Genomic DNA, 24179 nt, shown 5'->3' with positions numbered 1-24179 from the left:
AGCCTGCCACGAGGGGGGAAATACTCAGGCGGGCCACGGTAGTACGACGCTCAGCCGTCCCCGGCGGTTGGTTTTCGATTCCTCAAAGCTTCGTTCAGACCGACAGCTGGATCACCGCGAACACGGCCGACTCCGGGTCGGTCAGCACGGCCATCCGGCCGAAGTCGGTGTCGAGCGGATCGCCCCTGAGCCGGCCGCCGGTGCGTTCGGCGCGGGTGACGGTGTCGTCGAGGTCCGCGGTCGCGAAGTACGGCAGCCAGTGCGCGCGGGTCTCGGCCGGCATGTCCGGGTGGAACTCGCCGGTCCCGGCGACCGGGCGGCCGGCGGCGTAGAGCGCGGCGTACCGGGCGTCGGCGTACTGGTCGCCGGGTCCGAAGTCCGACGTGGTGCCGATCTCCTCGACGCGGTAGCCGAAGACCTTGGTGTAGAAGGCCTTCGCTTCGTCGTACCCGCGACTGAGGGCCTCGCTCCAGACCAGCATGCCCGGCTCCGACCGGCGGCCGGTGCCGATGTGGTCGGTGGCCTGCCAGAGACCGAAGATCGCGTCGTTCGGATCGGTCGCGATCGCCATCCGGCCGTGCACGGAGACGTCGGTCGGGTCGAGCAGCACCCGGCCGCCGGCCTCGGTGATCGCGGCCGCGGTCCGGTCGACGTGCGCGGTCGCCAGGTACGTCGTCCAGCGGCTGGGCAGGGCCTCGGTGCCGGGGTGCTTGCCGCCGATGCCGCCGACGTCCTCGCCGTCGACGCGGCAGATCCAGTAGTCGCGACTGTCCTGGTGCTCGCACTGCCAGCCGAACAGTCCGGCGTAGAACCGGGTCGCCGCGCGGGCGTCCGTCGCGGCCAGATCCACCCAGTTCGGCGTACCGGCAGGCCAGGGGGCGGTGCGATCGGCCATGCGCGCTCCTGGGGAATCGGTTACCGGAGGCACACAACCTGCCAGGGTGGGCCGGTCACGTCGAGGCGATCGCCGGTGAACCGGGTAACGGTTCGATCACTCCGGGGCGTATTCTCCCCGGTTGTGACCCGCCTCGCCCTGCACAGCCGGCTGATCGCCGGCACCGAAGAGTCCTACGCGCTCGAGCACGCCCGGGTCTGGCCCGAGCTCATCGGGGTGATGAACGCCGCCGGCATCACCGACTGGAGCATCTGGCGCAGCGGCCGGGACCTGTTCCACCTGGTCGAGTGCGACGACTACGAGGCCGCCGTGGCCCAGCTCGCGAACGACCCGGTCGATCAGCGCTGGCAGCAGCACATGAGCCAGTTCGTCGAGGGCTTCGCCGAGAACGGCGGACCGCTGCAGCATGTCTGGACCATGTCGCTGCAGACCGGCTAACGCATCTCCCAGACGAGGATCTCGGCGCCGCCTGCACCCGCGGTGACGCGCTGGCCGTCGGCCGCGACGATCCGGGCGGCGTCGGCCTCGTGGAGTTCGCCGGCGCCTTCGAGGGTGACGGAGCCGAGGGCAACGAACACGTGCACGTACGGCGCCACCGGCAGCTCGACCGTGCCCTCCGGCCGCAGCCGTGCGACCGTCATTCCGGCGCCGCGCTGGTTGATCCGGATCGCCGTACTCGTGGCGTGCTTGGCCAGGCCCGAGGCGATCGGGACCAGCTCACCGGTGCTCAACGCCTCGTCGACCTCAGCTTGCTGGTACGACGGCGCCAGGTCGATCTCGTCGGGCCGGACCCACATCTGCACGTAGCGCACGGGCTCGCCCGCGTCGTTCTTCTCCGAGTGCCGGATCCCGCTGCCCGCGCTCATCCGCTGCGCGAGGCCGGGGTACACGATGCCGCTGTGGCCCTCGGAGTCCTGGTGCACGAGCGCGCCGCGCAGGACCCAGGTGACGATCTCCAGGTCCTGGTGCGGGTGCAGGTCGAACCCGGTGCCGGGGGCAACCACTTCGTCGTTGTGCACGAGCAGGGCGCCGAACCCGACGTTCGCCGGGTCGTAGTACGGGCCGAAGGAGAACGAGTGGCGCGACTCCAGCCAGTCCTCGGTGGTCAGGAACCGGTCACCCGCACGGCGTACGTCGATGCTCACACCGACTAGTAATACCCCTTCTCGCCGTCGAGCAGCTCGCGGATGGTGTCGAGGTGGCCGACGTGGCGCGCGGTCTCCTCGATCATGTGCAGCACCATCCAGCGCAGCGTCGCCTGACCGGACTTGAAGTCGGGGTGCCGGCCGGTCTCGTCGAGGGAGTGCGCGGCGATGATCTCGTTCGACCGCTCGCACTGCGCCTCGAACTCGTCCAGCAGCTGCTTCAGCGGCACGGTCGGCATCATGTCGGCGTCCTCGGGCAGCGACTCGTCGAACTGCGGGTTCTCCGCCGACGAGCCGTTCAGGAACAGGACCTCGAACCAGCAGTGCTCGACCCAGCGCAGGTGGTAGACCAGCCCCGCCATCGTCATCGCGGGCGACGTGGGCAGCACCGACCGCAGCTCGTCGGCCTCGGCGAGCCCTTCGCACTTCCACCGCACCAGCGCCCGCTGCTGATCCAGCCACCCGACCAACTGGGTCCGCTCATCAGCAACAAACGGCGGCCGCTCGCGAGAAAACGTCATGGGCGGACCGTACTCGGCGCTCGGTCCGCCCGCGACACAATTAGACGTCAGCGGCCTTGCAGTGACTTGACGTTGTCGCCGAAGGTCCAGTTCTTCGAGCCGTCCCAGTTGATCGACCAGGTCATCAGGCCTTTGAGCTGGCCGTTGAAGCTGTTCCAGGACTGGGAGACCAGGGACGGCGCCATGTAGCCGCCGCCGGCGCCGTTCTGGGCGGGCAGACCGGGCACCTGCTTGTCGTACGGGACGCGGATGGTGACGCCCTGGATGACGAGGCCGTTGTTGAGGCAGGTGGTCTGGGCGACGAAGCCCTGGACGGTGCCGGCGGAGTACGAGTCGCCGGAGCAGCCGTACATGCTGCCGTTGTAGTACTGCATGTTCAGCCACCACAGGCGGCCGTTGTCGGCGTACTTCTTGATAATCGGCAGGTACGAGCCCCAGATCGAGCCGTAGGTGACGCTGCCGCCGGTGACGTATGCCGTCTCGGGCGCCATCGTCAGGCCGAAGTTCGACGGCATCTGGGCCAGCACGCCGTCGATGATCCGGATCAGGTTGGCCTGCGAGGTGGACAGCTGGTTGATGTTGCCGCTGCCGGTCAGGCCGGTCTCGACGTCGATGTCGATCCCGTCGAAGTTGTACTGCTTGAGGATCGGTACGACGGTCGCGACGAACCGGTCGGCGACGGTGGACGAGCTGAGGTCGATCCCCGCGGTCGCGCCGCCGATCGACAGCAGGATGGTCTGGCCCGCCGCCTTCGCCGCGCACATCTCCGCGGGCGTCGCGACCTTCACGGTTGCGTCCATCCCGTCCTCCCACTTGACCGTGCCGTCGGACAGGATCACCGGGAACGCCGCGTTGATCACGTTGTAGCCGTGCTGGCCGATCCGGGCGTCGGTGATCGGCGTCCAGCCGAACGGCGGGTGCACGCCGTTGGCGGCGCCGTCCCAGTTCTCCCAGTAGCCGTGCAGGACCTTGCCGGCCGGGCGGGACTTCACCGCGCAGGTCGCGGAGCCGGGTGGCGGCGTGGTCGGCGGGGTGCTGTCGCAGGCGCCTTGGTCGAGCCAGAGGGAGGGAGCCGCGACCGGGTTCCATCCGGAGCCGGGTGGGGCGGTGTGCGCGGAGCGGGCGGCGTACGAACGGTTCTGGTAGGTCACGGTGGCGCCGGCCGGGTAGCTGACGCCCTCGGCCCAGGCGGCCGCCGTACAGGCTGCTTGGACCGACGACGGGCCGGCCTGAGCCACCAGCCCGGCCGACGCGAGCAGCACCCCGACTGCCATCGCACTCGCGAACACGGTCCCGATCCGTCGGTTCATGGCCGCTCCTCAGTCCAATACGCAGTGACCTTTCGTTTCTTCACCGTAGGCGTTGGGAGAACCGGCGGCTACGACATGTCGGAAAGCCGACAGCTGAGGAGGTGGAATCGGTGATCCGGCCGTTGACGACAGAACGGGACTCCGGCCGCTCGGTGGGCGGTCGGAGTCCCGGTTCGTGGTTCGGGTGCCGGGGGAGGAGGGGCCCCCGGCACCGAGTTCACCCCGTGGGGTTGCCGTTGTCGGAGCCGAGCTTCGCCTTCGCCGTCTGGCCGGTCTGGCCGGAGCGGTTGTAGGTGATCGTCACTTCATCGTCCGGACGGTGCGAACGGACCGCGGCGACCAACGCGTCCCCTGACGCAATCGCCTTGCCGTCGATCGCGGTGACCACGTCACCGCTCTTCAGGCCGGCCTTGTCCGCCGCACCGCCGGACGTCACCTTGCCGAGGGTTGCTCCTTGAGTGAGCCCGCCGGAAGACTGCGCGTTGCCGACCTGCACTCCGAGCCGCGCATGGGTGGCCTTGCCCTTGGCCACCAGCTCGTCGATGATCGGCTTGGCCTGGTCGATCGGGATTGCGAAGCCCAGGCCGATGTTTCCGCCTTCGGATTGTCCCGATCCTCCGGCGGTTTTGATCGCGCTGTTGATTCCGACCACCTGGCCGGCAAGGTCGATCAGGGCGCCGCCGGAGTTTCCCGGATTGATCGCGGCGTCCGTTTGTACTGCGGGAAAGACTGTCGTGCTGTCGTTCTCGCTCTCCCCGCCCGACGTGACCGGGCGGTTGAGCGCCGAGACGATGCCGCTGGTCACGGTGGCGTCGAGGCCGAACGGCGAACCGATCGCGACCACGCCCTGCCCGACGGCCAGGTTGCCGCTCGAACCGAGGGCGGCGGGCGTCAGGTCCTTGGCGTCGGCGCGGATCACCGCGAGATCAGTCAGGGGGTCGGTGCCGACCACGGTCGCGGAGACCGTACGGCCGTCGTTCAGGATCACGCTCAGCTCGCCGCCCTGACCGGCACCCGCCACCACGTGGTTGTTGGTGACGATCAGACCGTCCTTGCTGATCACGATGCCCGAACCCGTACCGCTGCCCTGGTTGGTGGTGAAGGCGATCTTCACCACACTCGGCAGCACCTTGGCCGCGGCCTGCTGCACCGAGCCGTTCGGCGCGGACGCCGGAGCCGCTTGCCCGCCGTTCAGCGGGGCGGTCACCGACGGGGTCGCGCTGGAGTCGTTCGTGGCCGAGTAAACAGCCGCACCACCCACGCCGCCGGCGGTCCCGACCAGCAGTGCGGTCAGCGCCACCAGAGCCAGCCCACGCCGCTTGGGCTTGGGACGCTCCGGCTGGGCCGGCGGCTGGGGGCCGAACGGCGGTGGCCAGTTGGTACCCGGCGACGCCCCCTGATGCGCCCCGGTCGTACCGAACTGACCGCCTTGGTAACGCCCCTGGCCCTGCGGCGCGTACTGCTGTTGCGCGTGCTGGCCGTAGCCGGTCGTCGGCAGCTGCTGAGTACGCTCCTGCGGACTCGAGCCGTACGACGGTGGCGTCCCCTGCGGAGCCTGGTTCCCGTACGTCGAACCCTGGGCCGGGGTGTCGTTCCCGGGCTGGTTCTGCGGCTGGTGCGGCTGGTTCTCGGTCATGGGTCAACCATGGGCGCCGGACCTGAGAGAGCCCTGAAGATCCCGTCAGAGCAGCCAAAGAACTCCGTGAGCTTCCGCTGAGGATTCTGTGACGAAGCTGTGAAGAGAGGGAGTTTCCGGCTGAGGCCCGCGGTGATGCGGCCGGAGAGGTCCTCGGGGGCTGAGGCCGCTCCGGCCGGAAAGAGGAGTAGTACGAGGCCCTCCACTACCCCGGTGGGGTGGTGGGGGTCAGCGGGACTGGGTGGCGGCGTGGGGGAGCCAGAGGGTGAACTGGGCTCCGCCGGTGGGGGCGTTGCGGGCGTAGATCATGCCGCCGTGCTGTTCGGCCGCGTGTTTGACGATGGCCAGGCCGAGGCCGGAGCCGGGGCGGCTGCGGGCTTCGCTGGAGCGGTAGAAGCGGTCGAACACGTGCGGCAGGTCGGCCTCGGCGATGCCGGGGCCGCTGTCGGTGACCGTGAGGACGCCGTCGCGCAGGCGGACGATCACCCGGGACGGCGGCTCGCCGGCGGCGGGGGGAACGTCGGGGGTGCTGTACTTCGCGGCGTTGTCGAGCAGGTTCGTCACCGCGCGACCGAGCAACCGCTCGTCGCCCCACACGGGGAACGGCGCCAGCTGCACGTCCCACTCCAGCCCGGGAGCGCGCCGGCGCACCTTCAGTACGGCGTCCTCGACCACGTTCGCCAGCTCGATCAGCTCGGCGTCGCGGACCTGCGGGGTGTCGCGGGCCAGCTCGGTCAGGTCGCCGATCAGTGTGGTCAGCTCGTCCATCTGAGCGCGGACGTCCTCCAGCAGCTGCTGCCGGTCCTCCGGTCGCAGCCCGCCGCGCTTGTCGGCCTGGGCGAGTAGGTCGAGGTTGGTCCGGATGCTCGTCAACGGTGTCCGTAGCTCGTGTCCGGCGTCGCCGACGAGTCTGCGCTGGCGGTCCTGAGAGCGCGCCAGGGCCTGCAGCATCGCGTTGAACGCCTGGGCGAGCCGGGAGATCTCGTCCGAACCTGTCACCGGGATCGGCCGCAGCTCTTCCGTCCGGGCGACGTGCTCGGCGGCGCCTGTCAACCGGGTCAGCGGCCTGAGGCCTGACTGGGCGATCGCGTTCCCGGCGAGCGCCGCGCCGATCACGCCGACCAGGCCGAACGCCCAGAGCACGATCCCGAGGTTGTGCAGGGTCCGGTCGATCGGATCGAGCGACTGTGCCACGACCAACGCGGCCGGCTGCGTCTGCCCGTCCTCGGGATCGCAGCTGTTCGCGACGTACGGGCAGAACCGGGCCGGGACGGCGACGACCCGGAAGTGCTCGCCGTTGCGCGTGCCGAAGGTCCGCACGCTGGCCTCGTCGGACGGGTTCCGCGCGATGTCCAGCTCGGCGGGGCCCATCGGCGGTAGGTAGCTGTTGGTCGCGCCGATGGGCTGACCGGTGGTGAGGTAGACGCCGAGCCGGAGGTCGCTGAGGCCGAAGGCGTCGGTCGGGATCTGCACCAGGTTTTTCTGGCTGGTCAAGACGCCGTTCTTGGCGGCCTGCGAGGCGCGGTCCACCAGGCTGTTGTCGAGGTTCTGGTACATCTGCTGGCGCACGGTCACGTACGCCGAGACGCTGACCAGCGCGACGGCGAAGCCCACGGCCACGGCCGCCAGCAGGGTGACCCGGGCGTGCAGACTCAGCCGGTGCAGCTTCTCCTGCCACCAGCTCTGCGTCCGGGCAGCGGTCGCCGCCATCCGATTCCCGTTGCCGTTCAGCCAAGCCTTCGGGGTGTTGGCAGCGGAATCGCCCTGGTCGGTCCGACCCATGCCGGCAGCGGGGGTGATTCCGCCGGCGCCTATCGGGCCCTGGGCCCCAGGGCCACCCGTACCGCCTCCGCCGGGTGCGTTCCCGCTGCTCGGTGACGCAGGCCTGGGGGTTGGAGTCGGGGGAATCCGCCCGCTGCCGCCGTACTTCGGGAAGTCCGGGGGTTGCGAACTCACGGTGGGGTGTCCCTGAGGACGTAGCCGATGCCGCGGACGGTGTGGATCAGGCGGGGCAGGCCGTTGACCTCGGTCTTGCGGCGGAGGTACCCGACGTAGACCTCGAGGGAGTTGGCGGTGGTCGGGAAGTCGTAGCCCCAGACGGCGTCCAGGATGACGGCGCGCTCGAGCACGCGGCGCGGGTTGCGGATCAGCAGCTCCAGCAGCGAGAACTCGGTCCGGGTCAGCTGGATCGCGACGTCGCCGCGGTGCACCTCGTGCGCGTCCACGTCGACCACGAGGTCGGCGTACTGCAACACTTCGCCGCGCGGGCCGCCCTCGCCGGGCGTCGCGCTGCGGCGCAGCAAGGCGCGCAGGCGCGCGAGCAGTTCCTCCAGCGCGAACGGCTTGGTCAGGTAGTCGTCGCCGCCGGCGTCGAGGCCGTCGACCCGGTCGGCCACCGCGTCCCGCGCGGTCAGCACCAGGATCGGCACGTTGTTGCCCGCGGCCCGCAGCGCCTTGGTCGTCTCCAGCCCGTCCAGGCGCGGCATCATCACGTCCATCACGACCACGTCGGGCTCGACGTTGCCGATCACCGCGAGCGCCTCGGCGCCGTCGGAGGCCGTCACCACCTCGAAGTCGTTGAACTCCAGCGAACGGCGCAGCGAGTCCCGGACCGCCCGGTCGTCGTCCACCACCAGTACCCGCATCCGCCGCTCCCCGCTCGTGACCGGCGCACCGCCGGCCGGACCTGGACGGCGATCCGGTCTGCTCCTGATCACCGCCTTACGAGCCTAGGTGGTCTGTTTGAGAATCCGCTGAGAACCCGCTGATCAGTGCCGAAGGACCCGACGGCCGGTGACCCGGCCACCGCCTACGATAGTGGACTAGACAGGAACCATTCATTTGCAGCACGGGCGCCCGGCCGGGCGTCCCGATCCTTTGGGAGATGTGTCGATGAAGAACCCCGTTCGTCTGCTGACCGCCGCCACGATGCTGGGGGCCTTGGCCCTCGCGCCGCTCACCGCGGCCGCGACCCCGGCGGCGACCCGGACCTCCGCGGCGGTCCAGACACCGGCGGACGTGTTCCAGCACCAGGCCGGTCCGTACGGCGATCTGAACGCCTGCATCGCCGGCCGGCAGATCATGTTGTGGGCCAAGCCCGCGTACAAGGTCGGCAACTGCATCATCCTGTCCGACGGCCGCATCTACTTCGGGTACGACGACTGATCACTGGTCGGGCGGTCGATTTCGGCCGCCCGACCGGCTCCGCAGCATCAAGCCCTGAAGGCCGGTACGACGTCCTCCGCGAACCGTTGCAGTGGTTCGTGGTCGTAGGCGACGCCCGGGATGTAGGCGATCACGTACTCGATCCCGATCTCGGCCAGCTGTTCCAGCTGGATCCGCACTTGCTCGGCCGTCACGAGCTCGGCCCGCAGGCCCTCCAGTCCACCGCCGGCGCCGATCTCGCCGAACTCCTGCAGCGTGTAGCGGCCCCGGGCCTTCGCCGTCGCGGTCACCGGGTCGGCGCCGGTCTCGACGGGGAACACGTTGATGCTCGTGGATTTCACGATCGTGCCGTAGTCGCGGCCGACCGCGTCGCAGTGCCGGCGCAGGACGGCGAGCTTGCGCTTGATCGTGTCGACGACGCCGGTCCCGAAGTTGCAGGCGTCGGCGTACTGCGCGACGAGTTTGAGCGTGATCTTCTCGCCACCGCCGCCGATCCACAGCGGCGGCTTGCGGCGCGGTTCGACGAAGGGCTTGTCGGCCGAGTGGTACTTGCCGTGGAAGACGACGTCCTCCTCGGTCCACAGCCGGTGGATCAGTTCGACGGACTCGCTGAACGAGCCCATCCGGTCCTTGAGGCCGGTCCAGGGATACCCGTACGCCGTCCACTCGTGCTCCGACCAGCCGGCCCCGATCCCGGCGTACAGGCGGCCGTGGCTGGCGACGTCGACGGTCGCGGCCATCTTCGCGTAGAGGGCGGGGTTGCGGTATCCGTTGCAGCCGACCATCTGGCCGAGCTTCACCCGGTGCGTGTCGCGGGCCAGGGCGGCGGTGGTCGTCCAGGCCTCGAAGACGGTCTCGCGGACCGGTTCGGGCACGGTGTGGAAGTGGTCGAACAGCCAGATCGAGTCCCACGGGCCGGCGTCGGCCGTGCGGGCGACGGCGGTCATCGCCTCCCACTGCTCGACCGGGTCGTCGATCTCGACGAGGTCCATCCGCCAGCCCTGCGGGACGAAGAGTCCGAACTTCATCGGGCCATCTCCTTCACTCGGGCAACGGCGACCCTGCGTCGGGAGACCGCGACGCCGGCCAGGCAGAGCGCGCCGCCCGCGATCGCCAAGCCGGCCGGGGTTTCGGCGAGGAAGAGCCAGCCGAGGCCGATGGCAACGACCGGTACGGCGTACACGGTGACGCCCATCCGGCCCGCGGTCGAGCGGCGCAACGCGAAGGCCCAGGTGGTGAAGCCGAGCGCGGTCGGGAAGGCGCCGAGGTAGACGACCCACCAGATCGTCCCGGCGCTCGCGATCCGGAGCTCGTCGATCAGGGTAGGGGTGAACGGCAGGCAGACGACCGCGCCGATCGTGCAGGCGATCCAGGTGACCTGGGCCGCGGGGAGCCGGCCGAGCAGGGGTTTCTGGGTGACCACGCCGACGGCGTACGAGATGGCGGCGGTGACGCAGAGGACGACGCCCCAGGTCTCCGCGCGGCCGGTGGAGGTCGACGTACCGATCACCACGACGCCGGCGAACGCGACCAGGCTGCCGATCACCAGCGGCCGGGGGAAGCCTTCGCCGAGGGTGAGCCCGGCCAGCAGCGCGATCAGCAGCGGCGCGATGTGGACGAGCATCGCCGCGGTGCCGGCGTCGAGGCGGCGTTCGGCCTCGTTCAGGGTGAGGTTGTAGACGCCGAACCAGAGCAGTCCGCAGGCCAGCAGCAGCGGCCAGTCGCGGCGGGCCGGGCGTTGCCAGCGGCGGTCGCGCGGCTGGAGGAGGAGGAAGGCGCCGAGCAGGACGCTGCCGATCACGAGGCGGGCGAGGGACAGCGGGCCGGCCGAGAACTCCGTGCCGGTATGGCGGATGGCGACGAAGGAGGAGGCCCAGAGCAGCACGGTGACGGCGGCGGCGGTCGGGGCGAGCAGGTTCTTCACGGGGTCAACGTTAGAAAGAACCAGCGGGCAACGACATGGTGTTTTGAAGGTGATTTGCGGTTCGTACTTGCAAGAACGGAGGTGGATGGCGAGTTAGACTTGCTGGGTGATGGATGAACTCAATGAGCGGTTGCTGACCGAGTTGGCGGCGGATCCTCGGCTGCGGACGACCGAGCTCGCGCGCCGGCTCGGGGTCTCGGCGCCGACCGTGCGCGAGCGGGTCACGCGGCTGGAGGAGTCGGGGGTGATCCGCGGCTACCGGCTCGACCTCGACCCGGCGGCGCTCGGCCTGCCCGTCGCCGCCTGGGTGCGGCTCAAGCCCGGTCCGGGGCAGATTCCGCGGATCATCGAGCTGGCCCGGGCGACTCCCGAGGTGGTCGAGTGCCACCGGATCTCCGGCGAGGACTGCTTCCTGATCCGGGTCCAGGTCCCCGCGATCGACGCGCTGGAAGACCTGCTGGACAAGCTGAACGTGCACGGCTCGACGAACAGTTCGTTCGTCGTCTCAACTCCCGTCCCGCCGCGCGCGGTCCCGCTGCGCTGACCCGGCGTACTTGCGGGCCACCGTCGCGAAGGCCTCCTTCGGCTCGCGGCGCTCGAGGTCGTGGGCCGGGATCTTCACCACGCCGAACCCGGCCATGTCGAGGTCGAACAGCGGGTCGGACCAGTGCGGGAAGTCCTGCATCGCGTAGGTGAAGACGAAGCACCCGTGCACGCGGCGGGCGTCGTACAGGTCGATCAGTTCGCCCAGGTACGCCGCCTGGGTCGCCTCGTCGCGCTGGTACCCCTCCTTGACCCGCGGGGGCGAGGCGAACCAGTTGACGATCAGGAACGACCCGGGCCCGCGCCGGTCCGCCCCGACGAACGAGCCGCAGCCGAACTCCGTGATCACCACCGGCTTGCTCGACTCCGCGACCAGCGCGTCCAGCTGTCGCTCGTACGCCGCGGGGTCGGTCCCGAAGCGGTACAGGTTGACGCCGACCAGGTCGAAGCCGGACCAGTCGACCTGCTCCCAGTAGCCGGCCGCGTAGCTGACCGGTCCGTCGAACGACTCCCGCGCGGTCGCCAGCGCCGCCTTCAGCAGTACGCCGAGCTTGCGCGTGATCCGGCGGTCGAAGAAGCGCCGCCAGCGCACGAGCACCTGGATCCGCAGCCAGATCTTCGGCCCCGGGATCATCCCCGGCGAGCTCAGCGAGAACTCGCTGCCGACCAGCAATGTCACCTGGCCCGGATGCCGCTGCCGCAGCTGCTCGGCCATCGCCGCGGTCGTCGCCAGGTGCGCCAGGATCTCCCGGTGCGGCCGGTCCTCCAGGTACGGGCGGATCCAGACGTCCAGCCCGAGCTGCAGCGCGTACTCCGCGGCCGCGCGGTGCCGCTCGGAGTCCGACTCGATCAGCATCACCGTGTCGCAGTGCAGGTCCTCGGCGATCGCACGCAGATCCCGCCGTACGGCGTCCGGATCGGCCGCGGGAACGTACGAGATACCACGCAGCTGCAGACTCATCTCCGCAGTCTTGTCGCCGCCCCGGCCCGGCGAAAGACCAGTGGCGGCTTCCGAGACCTAAGTCGGACCGGCCGGGTACTTCGGTCGGGCCCGTGTCCGCCTGGTGGGCCCCGACCAGCGTTGGAAGTGGTCTGCCTCACTACGCTGGGAGCGACTTCAGCGACCTTCGGAAGGACCCGACCCATGGCTGCCGACAAGCCTGTCCGCAGAGTTGCCCTTCTCACCGCGGGTGGGCTCGCGCCCTGCCTGTCGTCCGCCGTCGGCGGACTGATCCAGCGCTACACCGCCGTGGCGCCGGACGTGGAGATCATCGGATACCTGAACGGGTACCACGGCCTGCTGAGCGGCCGGTACGTCGACGTGACGCCCGAGGTGCGGGCCCAGGCCGGTCTGCTGCACAAGTTCGGCGGCAGCCCGATCGGCAACAGCCGGGTCAAGCTGACCAACACCGCCGACCTGGTCAAGCGCGGCCTGATCGCCGACGGCCAGAACGCCCTCCAGGTGGCGGCCGAGCGACTCGTCGCCGACGGCGTCGACGTGCTGCACACGATCGGCGGCGACGACACCAACACCACCGCCGCCGACCTTGCGGCGTACCTGCACGAGCACGACTACGACCTGACCGTGGTCGGCCTGCCGAAGACGATCGACAACGACGTGGTGCCGATCCGGCAGAGCCTCGGTGCCTGGACCGCCGCCGAGCAGGGCGCGCTGTTCGCCCGCAACGTGATCGCCGAGCACAGTTCGAACCCGCGGATGCTCGTCGTGCACGAGGTGATGGGCCGCAACTGTGGCTGGCTGACCGCCGCCACCGCGCTGGCCTACCGCGAGTGGGTCAAGGACCAGGAGTGGAACCCGGGCATCGGCCTGACGTCCGGCGGCTGGGACGTGCACGCCGTGTACGTGCCGGAGGCAACGATCGACCTGGACGCCGAGGCCGAGCGCCTGAAGGCGGTCATGGACGAGAACGACTGCGTCAACATCTTCCTGTCCGAGGGCGCCGGCGTCCCGGCGATCGTGGCCGAGCTGGAGGCCCGCGGCGAGGAGGTCGGCCGGGACCCGTTCGGGCACGTGAAGCTGGACACGATCAACCCGGGGGCCTGGTTCGCCAAGCAGTTCGCCGAGCGGATCGGCGCCGAGAAGACGATGGTGCAGAAGAGCGGGTACTTCAGCCGCTCGGCCGCCGCCAACGACAAGGACCTGGCGCTGATCAAGGAGTGCACCGACTACGCCGTGGACGCGGCGCTGCGGGGCGAGTCCGGGGTCGTCGGCCACGACGAGGAGCGCGGCGACGAGCTGCGCGCGATCGAGTTCCCGCGGATCGCCGGCGGCAAGGAGTTCGACGCGGGCGTGGAGTGGTTCACCGCGCTGAAGGCGGAGATCGGCCAGCCGTAAGGCGTTATCGGGAGAGCCGCGCGACCCAGGTGTCCGCGGCTTTCTCGATCTGGTCGAGCACGTCGTCGAAGCCTTCGTCCTCGCCGTAGTACGGGTCCGGTACGTCGACGTCCGCGAACAGCTCGACCGTCACGACCTCGTCGCCGAGGCGGCGGTTCAGCGCGGACAGGTGACCCGAGTCCATCGCCAGCACCAGGTCGCGCTCGGCGAACCAGCAGCTGCGGAACTCCTGCGCCCGGTGCGCGCTCCCGTCGTACCCGCGTCGGGCCAGCGCGGCGGCGGCGCGGGAGTCCATCGGGTCGCCGATGTGCCAGCCGCTCGTCCCCGAGCTGGTCACCACGACGTCGGTCAGGCCGGCCTCGGCCAGCTTGGCGCGCAGGACGATCTCGCCGACCGGCGAGCGGCAGATGTTGCCCGTACAGACCACCTCGACGCGCCTCACCGCGGGACTCATCTCAGCGGATCTCGGCCTTGTCCGGGAGGACGGCGTTCAGCAGGACGCCGACCAGGGTGATCACCAGCGAGCCGAGCAGCGCCGCGACGAACCCGTCGACGTGGAACTGGACGTCCAGCTTGCCGGTGATCCAGGAGGTCAGCAGCAGCATCAGGGCGTTGATCACGAAGATCAGCAGGCCCAGCGTCAGGATGATGAACGGCAGCGAGAGCAGCTTGGCGATCGGCTTCACGACCGCGTTCACGATGCCGAAGATGGCCGCGACGATCAGCAGCGTGAGCACCCGCTTTCCGGTGGTCGCCCCCTCCAGCGTGATCCCCCCGACGACCCAGCTCGCCACCGCCAGCGCCACGGCGTTCGCCAGCAACTTGATGATCAGGTTCTTCATACCCCGATCCTCCCATCTCCGGTGCCGCGACGGCCGACCGGTGACCCTGAGGCGTCCCGAGTCTTGACAGGCTAATGACCAAGTGATCAGATCATTTTCTACGTGTGGTCAATCCCTGCCGAAGAGGATGATGGTGAAGGACAACAAGTCACACCGCCGCTGGATCGCCGCCGCCACCACCCTGGCCGCCGCGGTCGCCGCCACGAGCCTGTCGCCCGCCGCCGCCGAAACCGGCCCTCCGCCCGTCATCGGCAACCTCCGGGCCCCGGCGACCACCACCGCGCCGGCCCACGCGTTCGCCGCGCAGACCGGGTCGCGGAGCTGCGCCACTGTACGGACGAACTGGAAAGCGACCGCGCGGCCGCACGCCGCTCCCGAGGCCCTGTTCAACGCCTACAGCGACACCGGCAAGGGCTGGACGGGCGCCGACAGCACGTACTCGGTCCGCCTGCCCGGCGGCCGGACGGCCTGGATCTTCTCCGACACCTTCCTCGGCCCGGTCAACCCGGACGGCAGCCGTCCCACCACGACGCCGTTCATCAACAACTCCTTCATGGTCCAGCGGGGCAACTCCCTGAAGACCGTCACCGGCGGTACGGCGAACGACCCGACCGCGCTGGTCCCTCCGCCCGCGAACGGCTGGTACTGGTTCGGCGCCGCGGGGACGAGCAAGGCCGGCCGGAACCTCGACGTCGTCGCGCTGCGGTTCGAGCGGACCGGGACGGGCCAGTGGGACTGGCGCTGGGCGAGCAACTCGCTGGCCCGGTTCGACAGCAAGACGCTGAAGCTGCAGAAGCTCGTCCCGCTGCCGTCGGCGGCCAACGTCCAGTGGTCCGCGTGGCTGCTCCGGGACCGTGGGTACACCTACGTGTACGGCGTGGAGGACCTGGGCGCGTCGAAGTACGAGCACGTCGCGCGAGTCCGCGGCGACGACCTGGCCGCGGCGCCCTGGCAGTACTGGACGGGCAGTGGCTGGTCGGCGGACGAGACCGCCTCGGCACGGGTGCTCGAGGGCGTCGCCAACGAGCACAGCGTCACCCGCTGGGGTGACGGCTACCTGCTGGTCACGCACGACACCACCGAGCTGTTCAGCGATCGCGTCGTCGGCTACTTCTCCTGCTCGCCGACCGGCCCGTTCGTCAACCAGGTCGAGCTGTACCGGACGCCGGAGACCGGCGCGTCGGGCAGCTACGGCGACGCGGACATCATCACCTACAACTCCCACGAGCACCCCGACCTGCGCCGCGGCAACACCCTGCTGGTCAGCCACAACGTCAACAGCCTCGACGCCAACAACGACCTGTACGCCGACGTGAGCATCTACCGGCCCAGGTTCACCGGCGTCACCCTCACCCGGGACAGCGGCCCGTGAGCACGCCAGGCGTCGTACGACGTACGCTGCTCGACGATCTGGCCGCGTCGATGCTGGCGCTGATCGCCGATCGCAAGCTGGCCGCCGGCGACCAGTTCGAGTCGGTCCGGTCCCTGGCGGACCGGTTCAAGGTCGCGGTGCCGACCGTCCGCGAGACGCTGCGCCGGCTCGAGGCGACCGGCGCGGTCGAGCTCCGGCACGGCTCCGGCGTGTACGTCGGGCCGCACATCGGCCGGCTCGTGCTGGCCAACCCGCTGGCCCCGACCCCGTCGGCCGACCGGCTGGTCGAGCTGCTCCAGGCCAGGGCCCTGATCGAGCCGCCCGTCGCGGCGCTGGCCGCCCAGGTCCGCGGCGCCGAGGCGCTCGACCGGATGGCGACCGATCTGGCCGCGGCCGCGGAGCTGATCGCCGTCGGCGACCACGCCCGGCTGGCCGAGGTGAACATGGACTTCCACCGCAACCTCGCGCAGGCGTCGGGCAACGCGACGCTGGCCGAGGTGGTCGAGTCCGTCACCGTCGTCAACGTCCGTGAGCAGCTCGAGATCCTGCACATCCACGGCGACCGGCAGACCGACCTGGTCGAGCACCAGGCCATTCTCGCCGCCGTCCGGGCCGGCGACGTCGCGCTGGCCGAACGGCTCACCCGTGAACACCTGGGCGGCGTGCTCGCCGTCATCAACGAACGCGTCCAGCACCCCTGAGAGAGGTCGACCCATGTCACGCTTCGCCAATCGCCGCACCGCGCTCACCGCACTCGCGGTGGCCGGCGCGCTCGCCCTGTCCGCCTGCGGCGGTGGTGGTTCCCCGGCCGCGAAGGGCGAGGACAAGCCCGTCGACTCGCTGAAGTTCTACAACGACAAGGGCGGCTGGAAGGACGCCTTCGTCCAGGTCGGCGCCGCGAGCAAGAAGGACGCCGGGGTCGGCATCGAGCCGGTCGGGTACTCCGACTCCAACGCCTACACCGCGTTCATCAGGTCGTCGTTCCGGACCAAGGAGAAGGCGGACCTGTTCACCTGGCACACCGGCAAGGAGCTGGAGGACCTGGTCGACCAGAACCTGGTCGCCGAGACCACCGACCAGTGGACCAAGGCGGTTGCTGATGGCAACATCCCGGCGGCGCTCAAGCCGTACTTCACCTACGACGACAAGCAGTACTGCGTCCCCCTGAACGCCGGCTACTGGGTGATGTACTACAACAAGGCCGTCTTCAAGAAGGCCGGGATCACCGCGACGCCGAAGACCTGGCCGGAGCTGCTCGCCGTCGCCGACAAGGTGAAGGCGGCCGGGGTGAAGCCGTTCTACCAGACCAACATCCTGTTCAGCTTCGTCTGGTTCGAGACGCTGCTGGCCGGTAAGGACCCGGACCTGTACGACGCGCTCGCGACCGGCAAGGCCAAGTACACCGACCCGGGCGTGGTCGAGGTGATGAACGACTGGAAGAAGATGATCGAGGCCGGCCTGTTCAGCGACCCGGGGTCGAAGACCGAGCCGCAGAGCCAGCTGAAGAACGGCGACGTCGGCATGATCAACTTCGGCACCTGGTTCAGCGGCTCGCTGAACACGCTGAAGATGAAGGCCGGCACCGACTACGACTTCTTCGTCATCCCGAACGTGAACGCCGCGCTGCCGAAGACCTCGATGATCTTCGAGACCGGCCCGGTCTGCTCGGCCGCCAAGGGCGAGCACAGCTCGACGGTGACCAAGTGGAACGACTGGTGGGTCAGCCCGCAGGCGCAGACGGCCTGGGCGAACGCCCGTGGCGACCTGTCCTTCAACCCGAAGGCCGAGGTCAAGGACCCGAGCCTGGCGAGCCTGAACAAGGACGTCGGCGGCGAGGGCTACCGGCTGATCAACCGCTGGTTCGAGGCGACGCCGGTCCCGGTCGCGACCAAGGCGCTGGAAGTGTTCGGAGCGTTCGTCACCAAGCCGGGTGACCCGATGCCGGGCCTGCAGAAGATCCAGGCCGAGGCGGACGAGTACTGGGCCAAGCAGAAGTGAGCTCGGCTGTCCGCGACGCCCGTACTGGTGGTCGGGCAGCGCCCCTGTTCGGACTGCCGGCCGTCGGCGTCGTCGCGCTGCTGCTGTACGTGCCGTTCCTCTGGACGACGTACGTCAGCTTCACCGACTACGACGGACTCGAGTCACCGGTGTGGTCCGGACTGACCAACTACAAGGCGATGTTCAGCGACCCCGACCTGATCGGGGCGCTGACCAACACGCTGCTGTGGGTGGTCGGGATGGTCACGCTGCCGGTCGCGCTCGGCCTGGTGATCGCGGTGCTGACGTACGGGCACCGCTGGGGCACCTGGCTGCGGCTGCCGTTCCTGCTGCCGTACGCGATCTCCGGTGTGGCGGTCGGCGTCATCTGGGGCTTCGTGCTGCAGCCGGACGGCGCGCTCGGGCAGGCGCTCGGCTTCTTCGGGCTGCCCGGCGCGAGTACGGGCTGGTTGCAGGCCGGTCCGGGCAACACGCTGATGATGATCGTGGCGGTCACCTGGCAGGCGGCCGGCGTGAACGCGCTGCTGTTCGTGGTCGGCCTGCAGTCCATCCCGGCCGAGCCGCTGGAGGCCGCCCGGCTCGACGGCGCCGAGGGGTTCCGGTTGTTCGCCCACCACCTGTGGCCGCAGCTGCGGCCGATCACCACCGTCGTGATCGGGCTGTCCATCGTCGGCAGCCTGAAGACCTTCGACGTGGTCTGGGTGATGACGCAGGGCGGACCCGGTACGTCGTCGGAGACGCTCGCGCTGTCGATGTACAAGGAGACCTTCGTGCTCAACGACTACGGCCAGGGCGCGGCGATCGCGCTGTTCCTCAGCCTGGTCACCTTCGCCGCGTCGGTGCTCTACCTGCGCTATCAGCTCGCGGACGGGGACTCACGATGAAGAACACCTCCTCGGGCTCGGTCCGCACGGTGCTGCTCGCCGTCCTCGGGCTGATCTGGCTGCTGCCGGTCTACCTGCTGGTCGTGAACGCGGCCAAACCGGTCGACGGGTACAACGCCGCCACCGTCTGGAAGCCGGACGGGTTCTCGCTGTTCGCGAACTTCGCCGACGCCTGGGACAAGGCCGCGCTCGGTGGCACGGTGCTGGCGACCACGCTCTACAGCGTCGTAGCGCCGGTGCTCGCCGTCCTGATCGGCGCGGCCGCCGGGTACGCGATCGTCGTCCTGCGGCTCCGGCGCGGGTTCCTGTGGTTCGTGTTCATCTTCGGCGGCACGATCTTCCCGCTGCAGATGGTGCTGATGCCGCTGTTCTCCGGCTACGCCAGCTCCGGCCTGTACGACACCAGGCTCGGCATGGTCGTCGTCTACACCGCGATCAGCGTGCCGTTCTCGGCCTTCGTGATGCGCAACTTCTTCACCGGGATCGCGCGCAGCGTGTTCGAGGCCGCGATCGTCGACGGCGGCAGCCTGTTCCGGATCTTCCGCAGCATCTACCTGCCGATGGCCGGCAGCGCGCTGGCCGCGATCTTCATCCTGCAGGCGACGTTCGTCTGGAACGACCTGCTGCTCGGCCTGACGCTGAGCCAGTCCGACTCGGTCCGGCCGATCATGCCGGCCCTGACCGGCCTGCAGAGCACGTACGGCGGCGCCGCGCTGCCCACCGTGCTGGCCGGCGGCCTGCTGGTGTCGCTGCCGACGGTCGTGCTCTTCCTGGCCGCCCAACGCTTCTTCTCCCGGGGCCTGGCCCTCGGGCAGTTCTGATCTCGGAGGATCTCCATGTCACAGGAACCGCTTCGCACCGTCGTGGTCACCGGTGGTGCCGCCGGGATCGGCCGGGGCGCGGTCGAGCGCTTCGTCCAGGCCGGGGCCCGGGTCTTCGCCCTGGACCGGGACGCCGATGCCCTGGCGGCGCTGGCGACCGAGCTCGGTGGGCAGGTTGTCCCACTGGTCGTCGACGTGGGGGACCGCGACGCGCTCGCGGGCGCAGCGCGGCAGGTCGCGGCGGCGCTCGGCGACGACAGCCTGTCCGCGCTCGTCTGCGCGGCCGGCGTCCAGCGCTACGGCACCGTCACGGACACGTCGTACCAGGTGTACGACGAGGTGATGGCGGTCAACGTCGGCGGGGTCTTCTTCGCCTGCCAGGCGTTCGTCCCGTTGCTGTCCCGCGGCGGCAGTGTCGTCGTCGTCGCCTCCGTCCAGGCGTACGCCGCGCAGCACGGCGTCGCGGCGTACGCGATGGGCAAGGGCGCCCTGCTCTCGCTGGTCCGGGCGATGGCCGTGGACCACGCGGCCGACGGCATCCGGGTCAACGCGGTCTGCCCGGGCTCGGTGGACACCCCGATGCTGCGGACCTCGGCCGCGGAGTTCGGCGGCGGCCGGTCGACCGACGAGGTCGTTGCCGAGTGGGGCCGCTCGCACCCGCTCGGCCGGGTGGCGACGCCGCAGGAAGTTGCCGACGTCATCCATTTCCTGACCTCCCCGCCGGCGGCGTTCGTGACCGGGGCCGACGTGAAGGTCGACGGCGGGCTGACCGCCGGGCTGGCCGTCGTACTGCCGGAGGAGGCCAAGTGAGCGGGCTGAAGATCGTCGACGTCCGGGCGACCACGGTGACGGTGCCGCTGGAGGCGCCGTTGCGGCACAGCAACGGCGCGCACTGGGGACGGTTCGTCCGCACGGTGGTCGAGGTCGAGGCCGACAACGGCCTGATCGGCCTCGGCGAGATGGGCGGCGGCGGCCAGAGCGCCGAGGCCGCGGTCGCCGGGCTGAAGCCGTACCTGCTCGGGCACGACCCGGCGCGCACCGAGGCGTTGCGCTGGATGCTGGCGAACCCGACCGCGAGCCTCTACAACAACCGCACCCAGCTGCTCGCCGCGATCGAGTTCGCCTGCCTCGACCTGCAGGGCCGCGCGCTCGGCGTACCGGTGCACGAGCTGCTCGGCGGCAAGGTCCGGGACCGGGTGCCGTTCGCCAGCTACCTGTTCTTCCGGCACCCGGCCGAGGACGGCAGCGGCGAGATCAGGACGCCCGAGCAGCTGGTGGAGCACGCCCGGGCGCTGGTCGACGAGCACGGGTTCGGCGTGCACAAGCTGAAGGGTGGCGTCTTCCCGCCGGACTACGAACGCGACTGTTTCCGGGCGCTGGCCGAGGCGTTCCCCGGGCACCGCGTCCGGTTCGACCCGAACGGCGCCTTCAGCGTCGAGGAGGCGATCCGCTTCGCCCGCGGGATCGAGGACCTCGACAACGACTACCTGGAGGACCCGACCTGGGGCATGAACGGGATGCGCCGGGTCCGCGACAAGACGCCGATCCCGCTGGCCACCAACACCGTGGTGGTGAACTTCGAGCAGCTCGCCGCGAACGTCCGCGACCCCGCGGTCGACGTGATCCTGCTCGACACCACCTTTTGGGGCGGCATCCGCCCGTGCGTGAAGGCCGCCGGCGTCTGCGAGACCTTCCAGCTCGGCGTGGCCGTGCACTCCTCGGGCGAGCTGGGGATCCAACTGTCCACCATGCTGCAGCTCGGCGCCGTCGTACCGAACCTGGCTTTCGCCGCCGACGCGCACTACCACCACCTGCGGGACGATGTCATTGCCGGAGGCAAGCTTCCGTACGTCGACGGCGCGATCGCCGTACCGGACGGCCCGGGTCTGGGCGTCGAGCTCGACCGGGACAAGCTCGCCGAGTACGCCGAGCTGTTCCGCGAGCTCGGCCCCTACCCGTACGACCGCGACCCGGCCCGCCCGGACTGGTACCCCCTGCTCCCGAACACCGATTGGGCTCCCGTATGACCATCCCGCGCTCCGTCGATCTCTCCAGCGACGTCCTCACCCACACCTACGACGACATGTTCAACCCGCCCGGGCTGACCAACTTCCTCGGCACGGCACAGGTCGACCTGGACGTGTTCGCCGTGCGGAGTGTGAACTTCCCGCCGTACTCGCACGGCGACTGCATCACCGGCCAGCTGTACGTCGACGGCCGGCTGGCCCGCTCGTACGGCGGTGAGGTCGAGGTCGTCTGGCAGCCGGACCGTGTGGTCCGCTCGACGACGGTCGATGCGCTGTCGCTGCGGACTACGACGGCGTGTGCGCCGGGACGCCCGGCGGTCGTCGTACAGCTGGAGGTCGAGGGGACGCCCGGCCGTGAGGTGCGGATCGGGTTGGCGCTGGCCAGTACGGCGACCCGCTCGCCCACCGGCTGGCTGCGACCAGAGCCGCCGTCGGAGCCGAACAATCTCGCCGCGGCCGACGGGCGCGTCGCCCTGGTGGGGACCGGTGAGTCGGCGTCCGCGGTGAGCCTGCAGGGGCTCGACGGACCGGGGGAGGTCCGTGGGCAGTCTCTCGTCGAGACGACGCTCACGCTCGATGCTTCGGGGCGGGCTCGGCTCGGGTACGTCCACGTCCTCGCCGGGACGCTGGAGGAGGCGGGCGAGCACTACGACGCCTGCGTGGCCGACGTACCCGGTGTCCTGGTGGCAGCCGAGCAGCTGTGGGACCAGGCGCTGGCTGACGCGTTCGACCCGGACGGTGATGGGTTCAGCGGGTCGCTGCCGGTGCTGGAGACGTCCAACGAGGCGCTGCGCAAGCTGTACTGGTGGGGCGTGCTCGGGGTGATCTGGTTCCGGCGGGACAACCCGGCGAGCGTGTTGGGCCGGACCTACGACACGTTGATGCCGCGGTACTGGCAGACCACGACGTTCATCTGGGACTACAGCCTCTCCTCGCTGACCCACGCGCTGCTCGACCCCGCGCCGATGCGGCGCCACATCGAGCACTGGATCGACCTCGACACCCACGCGCACTTCGGGACCGAGTGGCTCACCGGCGGACCGGTCGGCTACTGGTACTCGGTCAACGACTTCGCGATGACGCGGCTGGTACGGGACTACGTCAGGTTCACCGGGGACGGCGACTTCCTCGCGGCACCGGTCGGCCGGGAGACCGCGCGCAAGCCCGTCGCGGAGCACCTGCACGACTGGGCGACGGCGTGGCGCGGGCTGCGCAAGGACCACGCGCTCGCGGACTACGGCGGCATCGACAACCTGATGGAGTGCGTCAGCAGCTACGTCCACGAGGTGGCCAGCTTCAACGCGGCGAACGTCTGGTGCCTGCGGGTGGCTGCTGAGGTCGTCGAGCGCGGCGGTGACGTCGACCGGGCCGAACTGCTGCGCAAGGAGGCGGACGAGCAGGCCGGTCACGTCAACGAGCTGTACATCGAGGGCGCCGGCTTCTGGCACGCCCGCCAGCCGGACGGGACGCTGTTCCCGGTGCGGCACTGCTACGACTTCAACATCGTCGGTACGACGATGGCGGACGACCTGTCCGAGACGCAGCGCGCCGAGATGGTCGAGTTCTTCCAGCGGGAGCTGCAGACGCCGACCTGGATGCGGGCGCTGTCGCCGTACGACGCGGACGCCGCGTTCAGCCTGCGGCCCGACCACCAGTGGAACGGCGCGTACCCGGCGTGGCCCGCGGACGCCGGGCGGGCGCTGTTCGCCCTGGGCCGCGGTGACGTCGCACTGGACTGGCTACCGGGTCTGGCGAAGACGGCGAACCAGGGACCGTGCGGCCAGGCCCACTTCGTCGAGGAGGCTGTCCCGGCGATGGCCGGCGGAGCCCGGAAGTCGCCGCCGCAGTTCCCGTACCTGATCGACTGGTCCTGCTCGTCGTCCGGCTCCTGGGTGAGCCTGATCCTCGAGGGCGTGTTCGGTCTGCAGGTCGGCCTCGACGGCACTGTCGCCGCGAACCCCCAGCTGAGCACGCTCGACCCCGACGCTCGCCTGCTGGGCCTGCGCATCGGGGCGTCCACCTACGACGTCACTGCTGATGGGGTGACTGCTGTGCAGTGATCAGCTGTGCGGGATCGCGATGGCTTCCAGCAGAGACTCCTCGGCCCCCGCCAGATGTCTCCGCAGCTCCTCGACGCACTCGTCGAGCTCACCCTTTTCCAGCAGCCGGATCAGCTTCCGGTGGGACGCGACCTGCTGCTTCGCGTCCTGCCGGAGCGCGTCCACCCGAGCCAGCGCCAGCCTGGCCTCGCCCGTGATCGAGTCGGCCGTGGCGATCAGCCGCTCGCTCCCGGTCAGCGCGACCAGGCTGCGGTGGATCGCCAGATGCGTCTCCGTCATCGCCTCCGGGTCCGCGCCGTCCTTGGCCGTCGCGGCGAATTCCCGCATCGCCACCCGGACCTGCTCCCGGGCGGACTCCTCGGCGTCGTACCAGGCCTTGATGCCGGCCGACTCCAGCACGAACCGCGCCCGGCAGATGTCGGCGACCGCGGCCGGGTGCAGGATCGCGACGCTGACGCCCTTGTTCGGCTCGCGGACCGCCAGGCCCTCGGTGACCAGCATCGTCATCGCCTCGCGGACCGTGCTGCGGGCGACGCCGAGCGCCTCCGCCAGCGGCTGCTCGCGCAGCGGGGTCCCCGGTTCGAGGTCACCGGCGAAGAGAGCGGCCCGGAGCGCGTCCACGACCCGGTCCACCGTGGTCGAGCGATCTACCCGCAGCCGTTCGTACATGGGAGGATTCT

At 70.1% G+C, this 24179-nt stretch carries 25 protein-coding genes; 12 read left to right on the top strand and 13 right to left on the bottom strand.

What is annotated here, in order from left to right; all coding sequences use genetic code 11:
* Nucleotides 1-94: 94 nt before the first annotated feature.
* Entirely contained in the window at nt 95-895 is an 801-nt protein-coding gene (locus HDA39_RS28660) for a VOC family protein (protein ID WP_184800381.1), read from the bottom strand.
* A 123-nt stretch (nt 896-1018) separates the two neighbouring features.
* On the opposite strand from HDA39_RS28660, the gene HDA39_RS28655 reads away from it, so the two are divergent.
* Nucleotides 1019-1333, top strand: coding sequence for an L-rhamnose mutarotase (locus HDA39_RS28655; RefSeq protein ID WP_184800379.1), 315 nt, complete (start codon nt 1019-1021; stop codon nt 1331-1333).
* On the opposite strand, the gene HDA39_RS28650 is transcribed toward HDA39_RS28655, so the two are convergent.
* The 6 genes from HDA39_RS28650 to HDA39_RS28625 all read right to left on the bottom strand — a co-directional run bounded on the left by HDA39_RS28650 (nt 1330) and on the right by HDA39_RS28625 (nt 8152).
* Entirely contained in the window at nt 1330-2040 is a 711-nt protein-coding gene (locus HDA39_RS28650) for a pirin family protein (protein ID WP_184800377.1), read from the bottom strand. The two genes, HDA39_RS28655 and HDA39_RS28650, sit on opposite strands and share 4 nt — an antisense overlap.
* A gap of 5 nt (nt 2041-2045) precedes the next feature.
* The gene (locus tag HDA39_RS28645; RefSeq protein ID WP_184800375.1) at nt 2046-2561 is read right to left on the bottom strand and encodes a DinB family protein; all 516 of its coding nucleotides are present in this window, start codon (nt 2559-2561) and stop codon (nt 2046-2048) included.
* Between the two features lie 47 nt (nt 2562-2608).
* On the bottom strand, nt 2609-3871 hold the full coding sequence (locus HDA39_RS28640; protein WP_184800373.1) for a carbohydrate-binding protein: 1263 nt from the start codon (nt 3869-3871) through the stop codon (nt 2609-2611).
* Nucleotides 3872-4088: 217 nt separating this feature from the next.
* Entirely contained in the window at nt 4089-5507 is a 1419-nt protein-coding gene (locus tag HDA39_RS28635; protein ID WP_184800371.1) for a S1C family serine protease, read from the bottom strand.
* Nucleotides 5508-5735: 228 nt separating this feature from the next.
* Nucleotides 5736-7289, bottom strand: coding sequence for a sensor histidine kinase (locus HDA39_RS28630; RefSeq protein WP_238356168.1), 1554 nt, complete (start codon nt 7287-7289; stop codon nt 5736-5738).
* A 170-nt stretch (nt 7290-7459) separates the two neighbouring features.
* A complete protein-coding gene (locus HDA39_RS28625; RefSeq protein ID WP_184800369.1) occupies nt 7460-8152 on the bottom strand; it encodes a response regulator transcription factor in 693 nt (230 codons plus the stop codon).
* Between the two features lie 247 nt (nt 8153-8399).
* On the opposite strand from HDA39_RS28625, the gene HDA39_RS28620 reads away from it, so the two are divergent.
* Nucleotides 8400-8672, top strand: a complete 273-nt coding sequence (locus tag HDA39_RS28620) for a hypothetical protein (protein ID WP_184800367.1) — start codon at nt 8400-8402, stop codon at nt 8670-8672.
* Between the two features lie 47 nt (nt 8673-8719).
* Here HDA39_RS28620 and HDA39_RS28615 read toward each other — a convergent pair whose 3' ends face one another.
* Both HDA39_RS28615 and HDA39_RS28610 read right to left on the bottom strand, forming a co-directional pair.
* Entirely contained in the window at nt 8720-9700 is a 981-nt protein-coding gene (locus HDA39_RS28615; RefSeq protein WP_184800365.1) for a TIGR03560 family F420-dependent LLM class oxidoreductase, read from the bottom strand.
* Complete coding sequence (locus HDA39_RS28610; protein ID WP_337925935.1) at nt 9697-10596, bottom strand: DMT family transporter; 900 nt, start codon at nt 10594-10596, stop codon at nt 9697-9699. The genes HDA39_RS28615 and HDA39_RS28610 overlap by 4 nt, the downstream gene beginning before the upstream one ends.
* Nucleotides 10597-10705: 109 nt before the next feature.
* Between HDA39_RS28610 and HDA39_RS28605 the strand changes: the two genes are divergently transcribed.
* Nucleotides 10706-11140 carry an Lrp/AsnC family transcriptional regulator gene (locus HDA39_RS28605; protein WP_184800363.1) on the top strand — a complete coding sequence of 145 codons (435 nt, stop codon included), beginning with the start codon at nt 10706-10708 and terminating at the stop codon, nt 11138-11140.
* On the opposite strand, the gene HDA39_RS28600 is transcribed toward HDA39_RS28605, so the two are convergent.
* Nucleotides 11102-12100 carry a hypothetical protein gene (locus HDA39_RS28600; RefSeq protein WP_184800361.1) on the bottom strand — a complete coding sequence of 333 codons (999 nt, stop codon included), beginning with the start codon at nt 12098-12100 and terminating at the stop codon, nt 11102-11104. The two genes, HDA39_RS28605 and HDA39_RS28600, sit on opposite strands and share 39 nt — an antisense overlap.
* Before the next feature lie 183 nt (nt 12101-12283).
* Here HDA39_RS28600 and HDA39_RS28595 point away from each other — a divergent pair, with 183 nt between their 5' ends.
* Nucleotides 12284-13495 (top strand): pyrophosphate--fructose-6-phosphate 1-phosphotransferase, encoded by a 1212-nt coding sequence (locus HDA39_RS28595; protein WP_184800359.1) that lies wholly within the window; start codon nt 12284-12286, stop codon nt 13493-13495.
* A 4-nt stretch (nt 13496-13499) separates the two neighbouring features.
* Here HDA39_RS28595 and HDA39_RS28590 read toward each other — a convergent pair whose 3' ends face one another.
* Nucleotides 13500-13937, bottom strand: coding sequence for a low molecular weight protein-tyrosine-phosphatase (locus HDA39_RS28590; protein ID WP_337925934.1), 438 nt, complete (start codon nt 13935-13937; stop codon nt 13500-13502).
* Nucleotides 13938-13950: 13 nt separating this feature from the next.
* The gene (locus HDA39_RS28585; RefSeq protein ID WP_184800355.1) at nt 13951-14337 is read right to left on the bottom strand and encodes a phage holin family protein; all 387 of its coding nucleotides are present in this window, start codon (nt 14335-14337) and stop codon (nt 13951-13953) included.
* Nucleotides 14338-14470: 133 nt separating this feature from the next.
* On the opposite strand from HDA39_RS28585, the gene HDA39_RS28580 reads away from it, so the two are divergent.
* Genes HDA39_RS28580 through HDA39_RS28545 form a run of 8 tightly spaced genes read left to right on the top strand, consistent with a single transcriptional unit; the run spans nt 14471 to nt 23499 of the window.
* Complete coding sequence (locus tag HDA39_RS28580; RefSeq protein WP_337925933.1) at nt 14471-15709, top strand: DUF4185 domain-containing protein; 1239 nt, start codon at nt 14471-14473, stop codon at nt 15707-15709.
* Nucleotides 15706-16410 (top strand): FadR/GntR family transcriptional regulator, encoded by a 705-nt coding sequence (locus HDA39_RS28575; RefSeq protein WP_337925932.1) that lies wholly within the window; start codon nt 15706-15708, stop codon nt 16408-16410. Before HDA39_RS28580 ends, HDA39_RS28575 begins: the two co-directional genes overlap by 4 nt.
* 13 nt (nt 16411-16423) lie before the next feature.
* Nucleotides 16424-17707 (top strand): ABC transporter substrate-binding protein, encoded by a 1284-nt coding sequence (locus HDA39_RS28570; RefSeq protein ID WP_184800351.1) that lies wholly within the window; start codon nt 16424-16426, stop codon nt 17705-17707.
* Nucleotides 17704-18591: an ABC transporter permease subunit gene (locus tag HDA39_RS28565; protein WP_184800349.1), complete on the top strand. Its 888-nt coding sequence runs from the start codon at nt 17704-17706 to the stop codon at nt 18589-18591. The genes HDA39_RS28570 and HDA39_RS28565 overlap by 4 nt, the downstream gene beginning before the upstream one ends.
* Nucleotides 18588-19412 (top strand): carbohydrate ABC transporter permease, encoded by an 825-nt coding sequence (locus HDA39_RS28560; RefSeq protein ID WP_184800347.1) that lies wholly within the window; start codon nt 18588-18590, stop codon nt 19410-19412. Before HDA39_RS28565 ends, HDA39_RS28560 begins: the two co-directional genes overlap by 4 nt.
* Nucleotides 19413-19427: 15 nt before the next feature.
* The gene (locus HDA39_RS28555) at nt 19428-20222 is read left to right on the top strand and encodes an SDR family NAD(P)-dependent oxidoreductase (RefSeq protein ID WP_184800345.1); all 795 of its coding nucleotides are present in this window, start codon (nt 19428-19430) and stop codon (nt 20220-20222) included.
* Complete coding sequence (locus tag HDA39_RS28550) at nt 20219-21439, top strand: enolase C-terminal domain-like protein (protein ID WP_337925931.1); 1221 nt, start codon at nt 20219-20221, stop codon at nt 21437-21439. The genes HDA39_RS28555 and HDA39_RS28550 overlap by 4 nt, the downstream gene beginning before the upstream one ends.
* Complete coding sequence (locus HDA39_RS28545; RefSeq protein WP_184800342.1) at nt 21436-23499, top strand: glucosidase family protein; 2064 nt, start codon at nt 21436-21438, stop codon at nt 23497-23499. The genes HDA39_RS28550 and HDA39_RS28545 overlap by 4 nt, the downstream gene beginning before the upstream one ends.
* Here the strand turns inward: HDA39_RS28545 and HDA39_RS28540 are convergent, their stop codons facing one another.
* Nucleotides 23500-24168, bottom strand: a complete 669-nt coding sequence (locus HDA39_RS28540; RefSeq protein WP_184800339.1) for a GntR family transcriptional regulator — start codon at nt 24166-24168, stop codon at nt 23500-23502.
* Nucleotides 24169-24179: the final 11 nt, after the last annotated feature.

Source organism: Kribbella italica, assembly GCF_014205135.1.
In the GTDB taxonomy this organism is placed as follows: domain Bacteria; phylum Actinomycetota; class Actinomycetes; order Propionibacteriales; family Kribbellaceae; genus Kribbella; species Kribbella italica.
The sequence above is the reverse complement of the archived record's forward strand: the minus strand, read 5'-3'. Positions and strand labels throughout refer to the sequence as shown.

Excerpts from the sequence above, each read along its gene's own strand:
- HDA39_RS28555 (WP_184800345.1), top strand. The coding sequence starts at position 19,428 with ATGTCACAGGAACCGCTTCGCACCGTCGTGGTCACCGGTGGTGCCGCC.
- HDA39_RS28540 (WP_184800339.1), bottom strand. The coding sequence starts at position 24,168 with ATGTACGAACGGCTGCGGGTAGATCGCTCGACCACGGTGGACCGGGTC.
- HDA39_RS28660 (WP_184800381.1), bottom strand. The coding sequence starts at position 895 with ATGGCCGATCGCACCGCCCCCTGGCCTGCCGGTACGCCGAACTGGGTG.
- HDA39_RS28620 (WP_184800367.1), top strand. The coding sequence starts at position 8,400 with ATGAAGAACCCCGTTCGTCTGCTGACCGCCGCCACGATGCTGGGGGCC.
- HDA39_RS28645 (WP_184800375.1), bottom strand. The coding sequence starts at position 2,561 with ATGACGTTTTCTCGCGAGCGGCCGCCGTTTGTTGCTGATGAGCGGACC.
- HDA39_RS28560 (WP_184800347.1), top strand. The coding sequence starts at position 18,588 with ATGAAGAACACCTCCTCGGGCTCGGTCCGCACGGTGCTGCTCGCCGTC.
- HDA39_RS28625 (WP_184800369.1), bottom strand. The coding sequence starts at position 8,152 with ATGCGGGTACTGGTGGTGGACGACGACCGGGCGGTCCGGGACTCGCTG.
- HDA39_RS28605 (WP_184800363.1), top strand. The coding sequence starts at position 10,706 with ATGGATGAACTCAATGAGCGGTTGCTGACCGAGTTGGCGGCGGATCCT.
- HDA39_RS28545 (WP_184800342.1), top strand. The coding sequence starts at position 21,436 with ATGACCATCCCGCGCTCCGTCGATCTCTCCAGCGACGTCCTCACCCAC.
- HDA39_RS28630 (WP_238356168.1), bottom strand. The coding sequence starts at position 7,289 with ATGGGTCGGACCGACCAGGGCGATTCCGCTGCCAACACCCCGAAGGCT.
- HDA39_RS28640 (WP_184800373.1), bottom strand. The coding sequence starts at position 3,871 with ATGAACCGACGGATCGGGACCGTGTTCGCGAGTGCGATGGCAGTCGGG.
- HDA39_RS28635 (WP_184800371.1), bottom strand. The coding sequence starts at position 5,507 with ATGACCGAGAACCAGCCGCACCAGCCGCAGAACCAGCCCGGGAACGAC.
- HDA39_RS28600 (WP_184800361.1), bottom strand. The coding sequence starts at position 12,100 with ATGAGTCTGCAGCTGCGTGGTATCTCGTACGTTCCCGCGGCCGATCCG.
- HDA39_RS28585 (WP_184800355.1), bottom strand. The coding sequence starts at position 14,337 with ATGAAGAACCTGATCATCAAGTTGCTGGCGAACGCCGTGGCGCTGGCG.
- HDA39_RS28595 (WP_184800359.1), top strand. The coding sequence starts at position 12,284 with ATGGCTGCCGACAAGCCTGTCCGCAGAGTTGCCCTTCTCACCGCGGGT.
- HDA39_RS28570 (WP_184800351.1), top strand. The coding sequence starts at position 16,424 with ATGTCACGCTTCGCCAATCGCCGCACCGCGCTCACCGCACTCGCGGTG.
- HDA39_RS28615 (WP_184800365.1), bottom strand. The coding sequence starts at position 9,700 with ATGAAGTTCGGACTCTTCGTCCCGCAGGGCTGGCGGATGGACCTCGTC.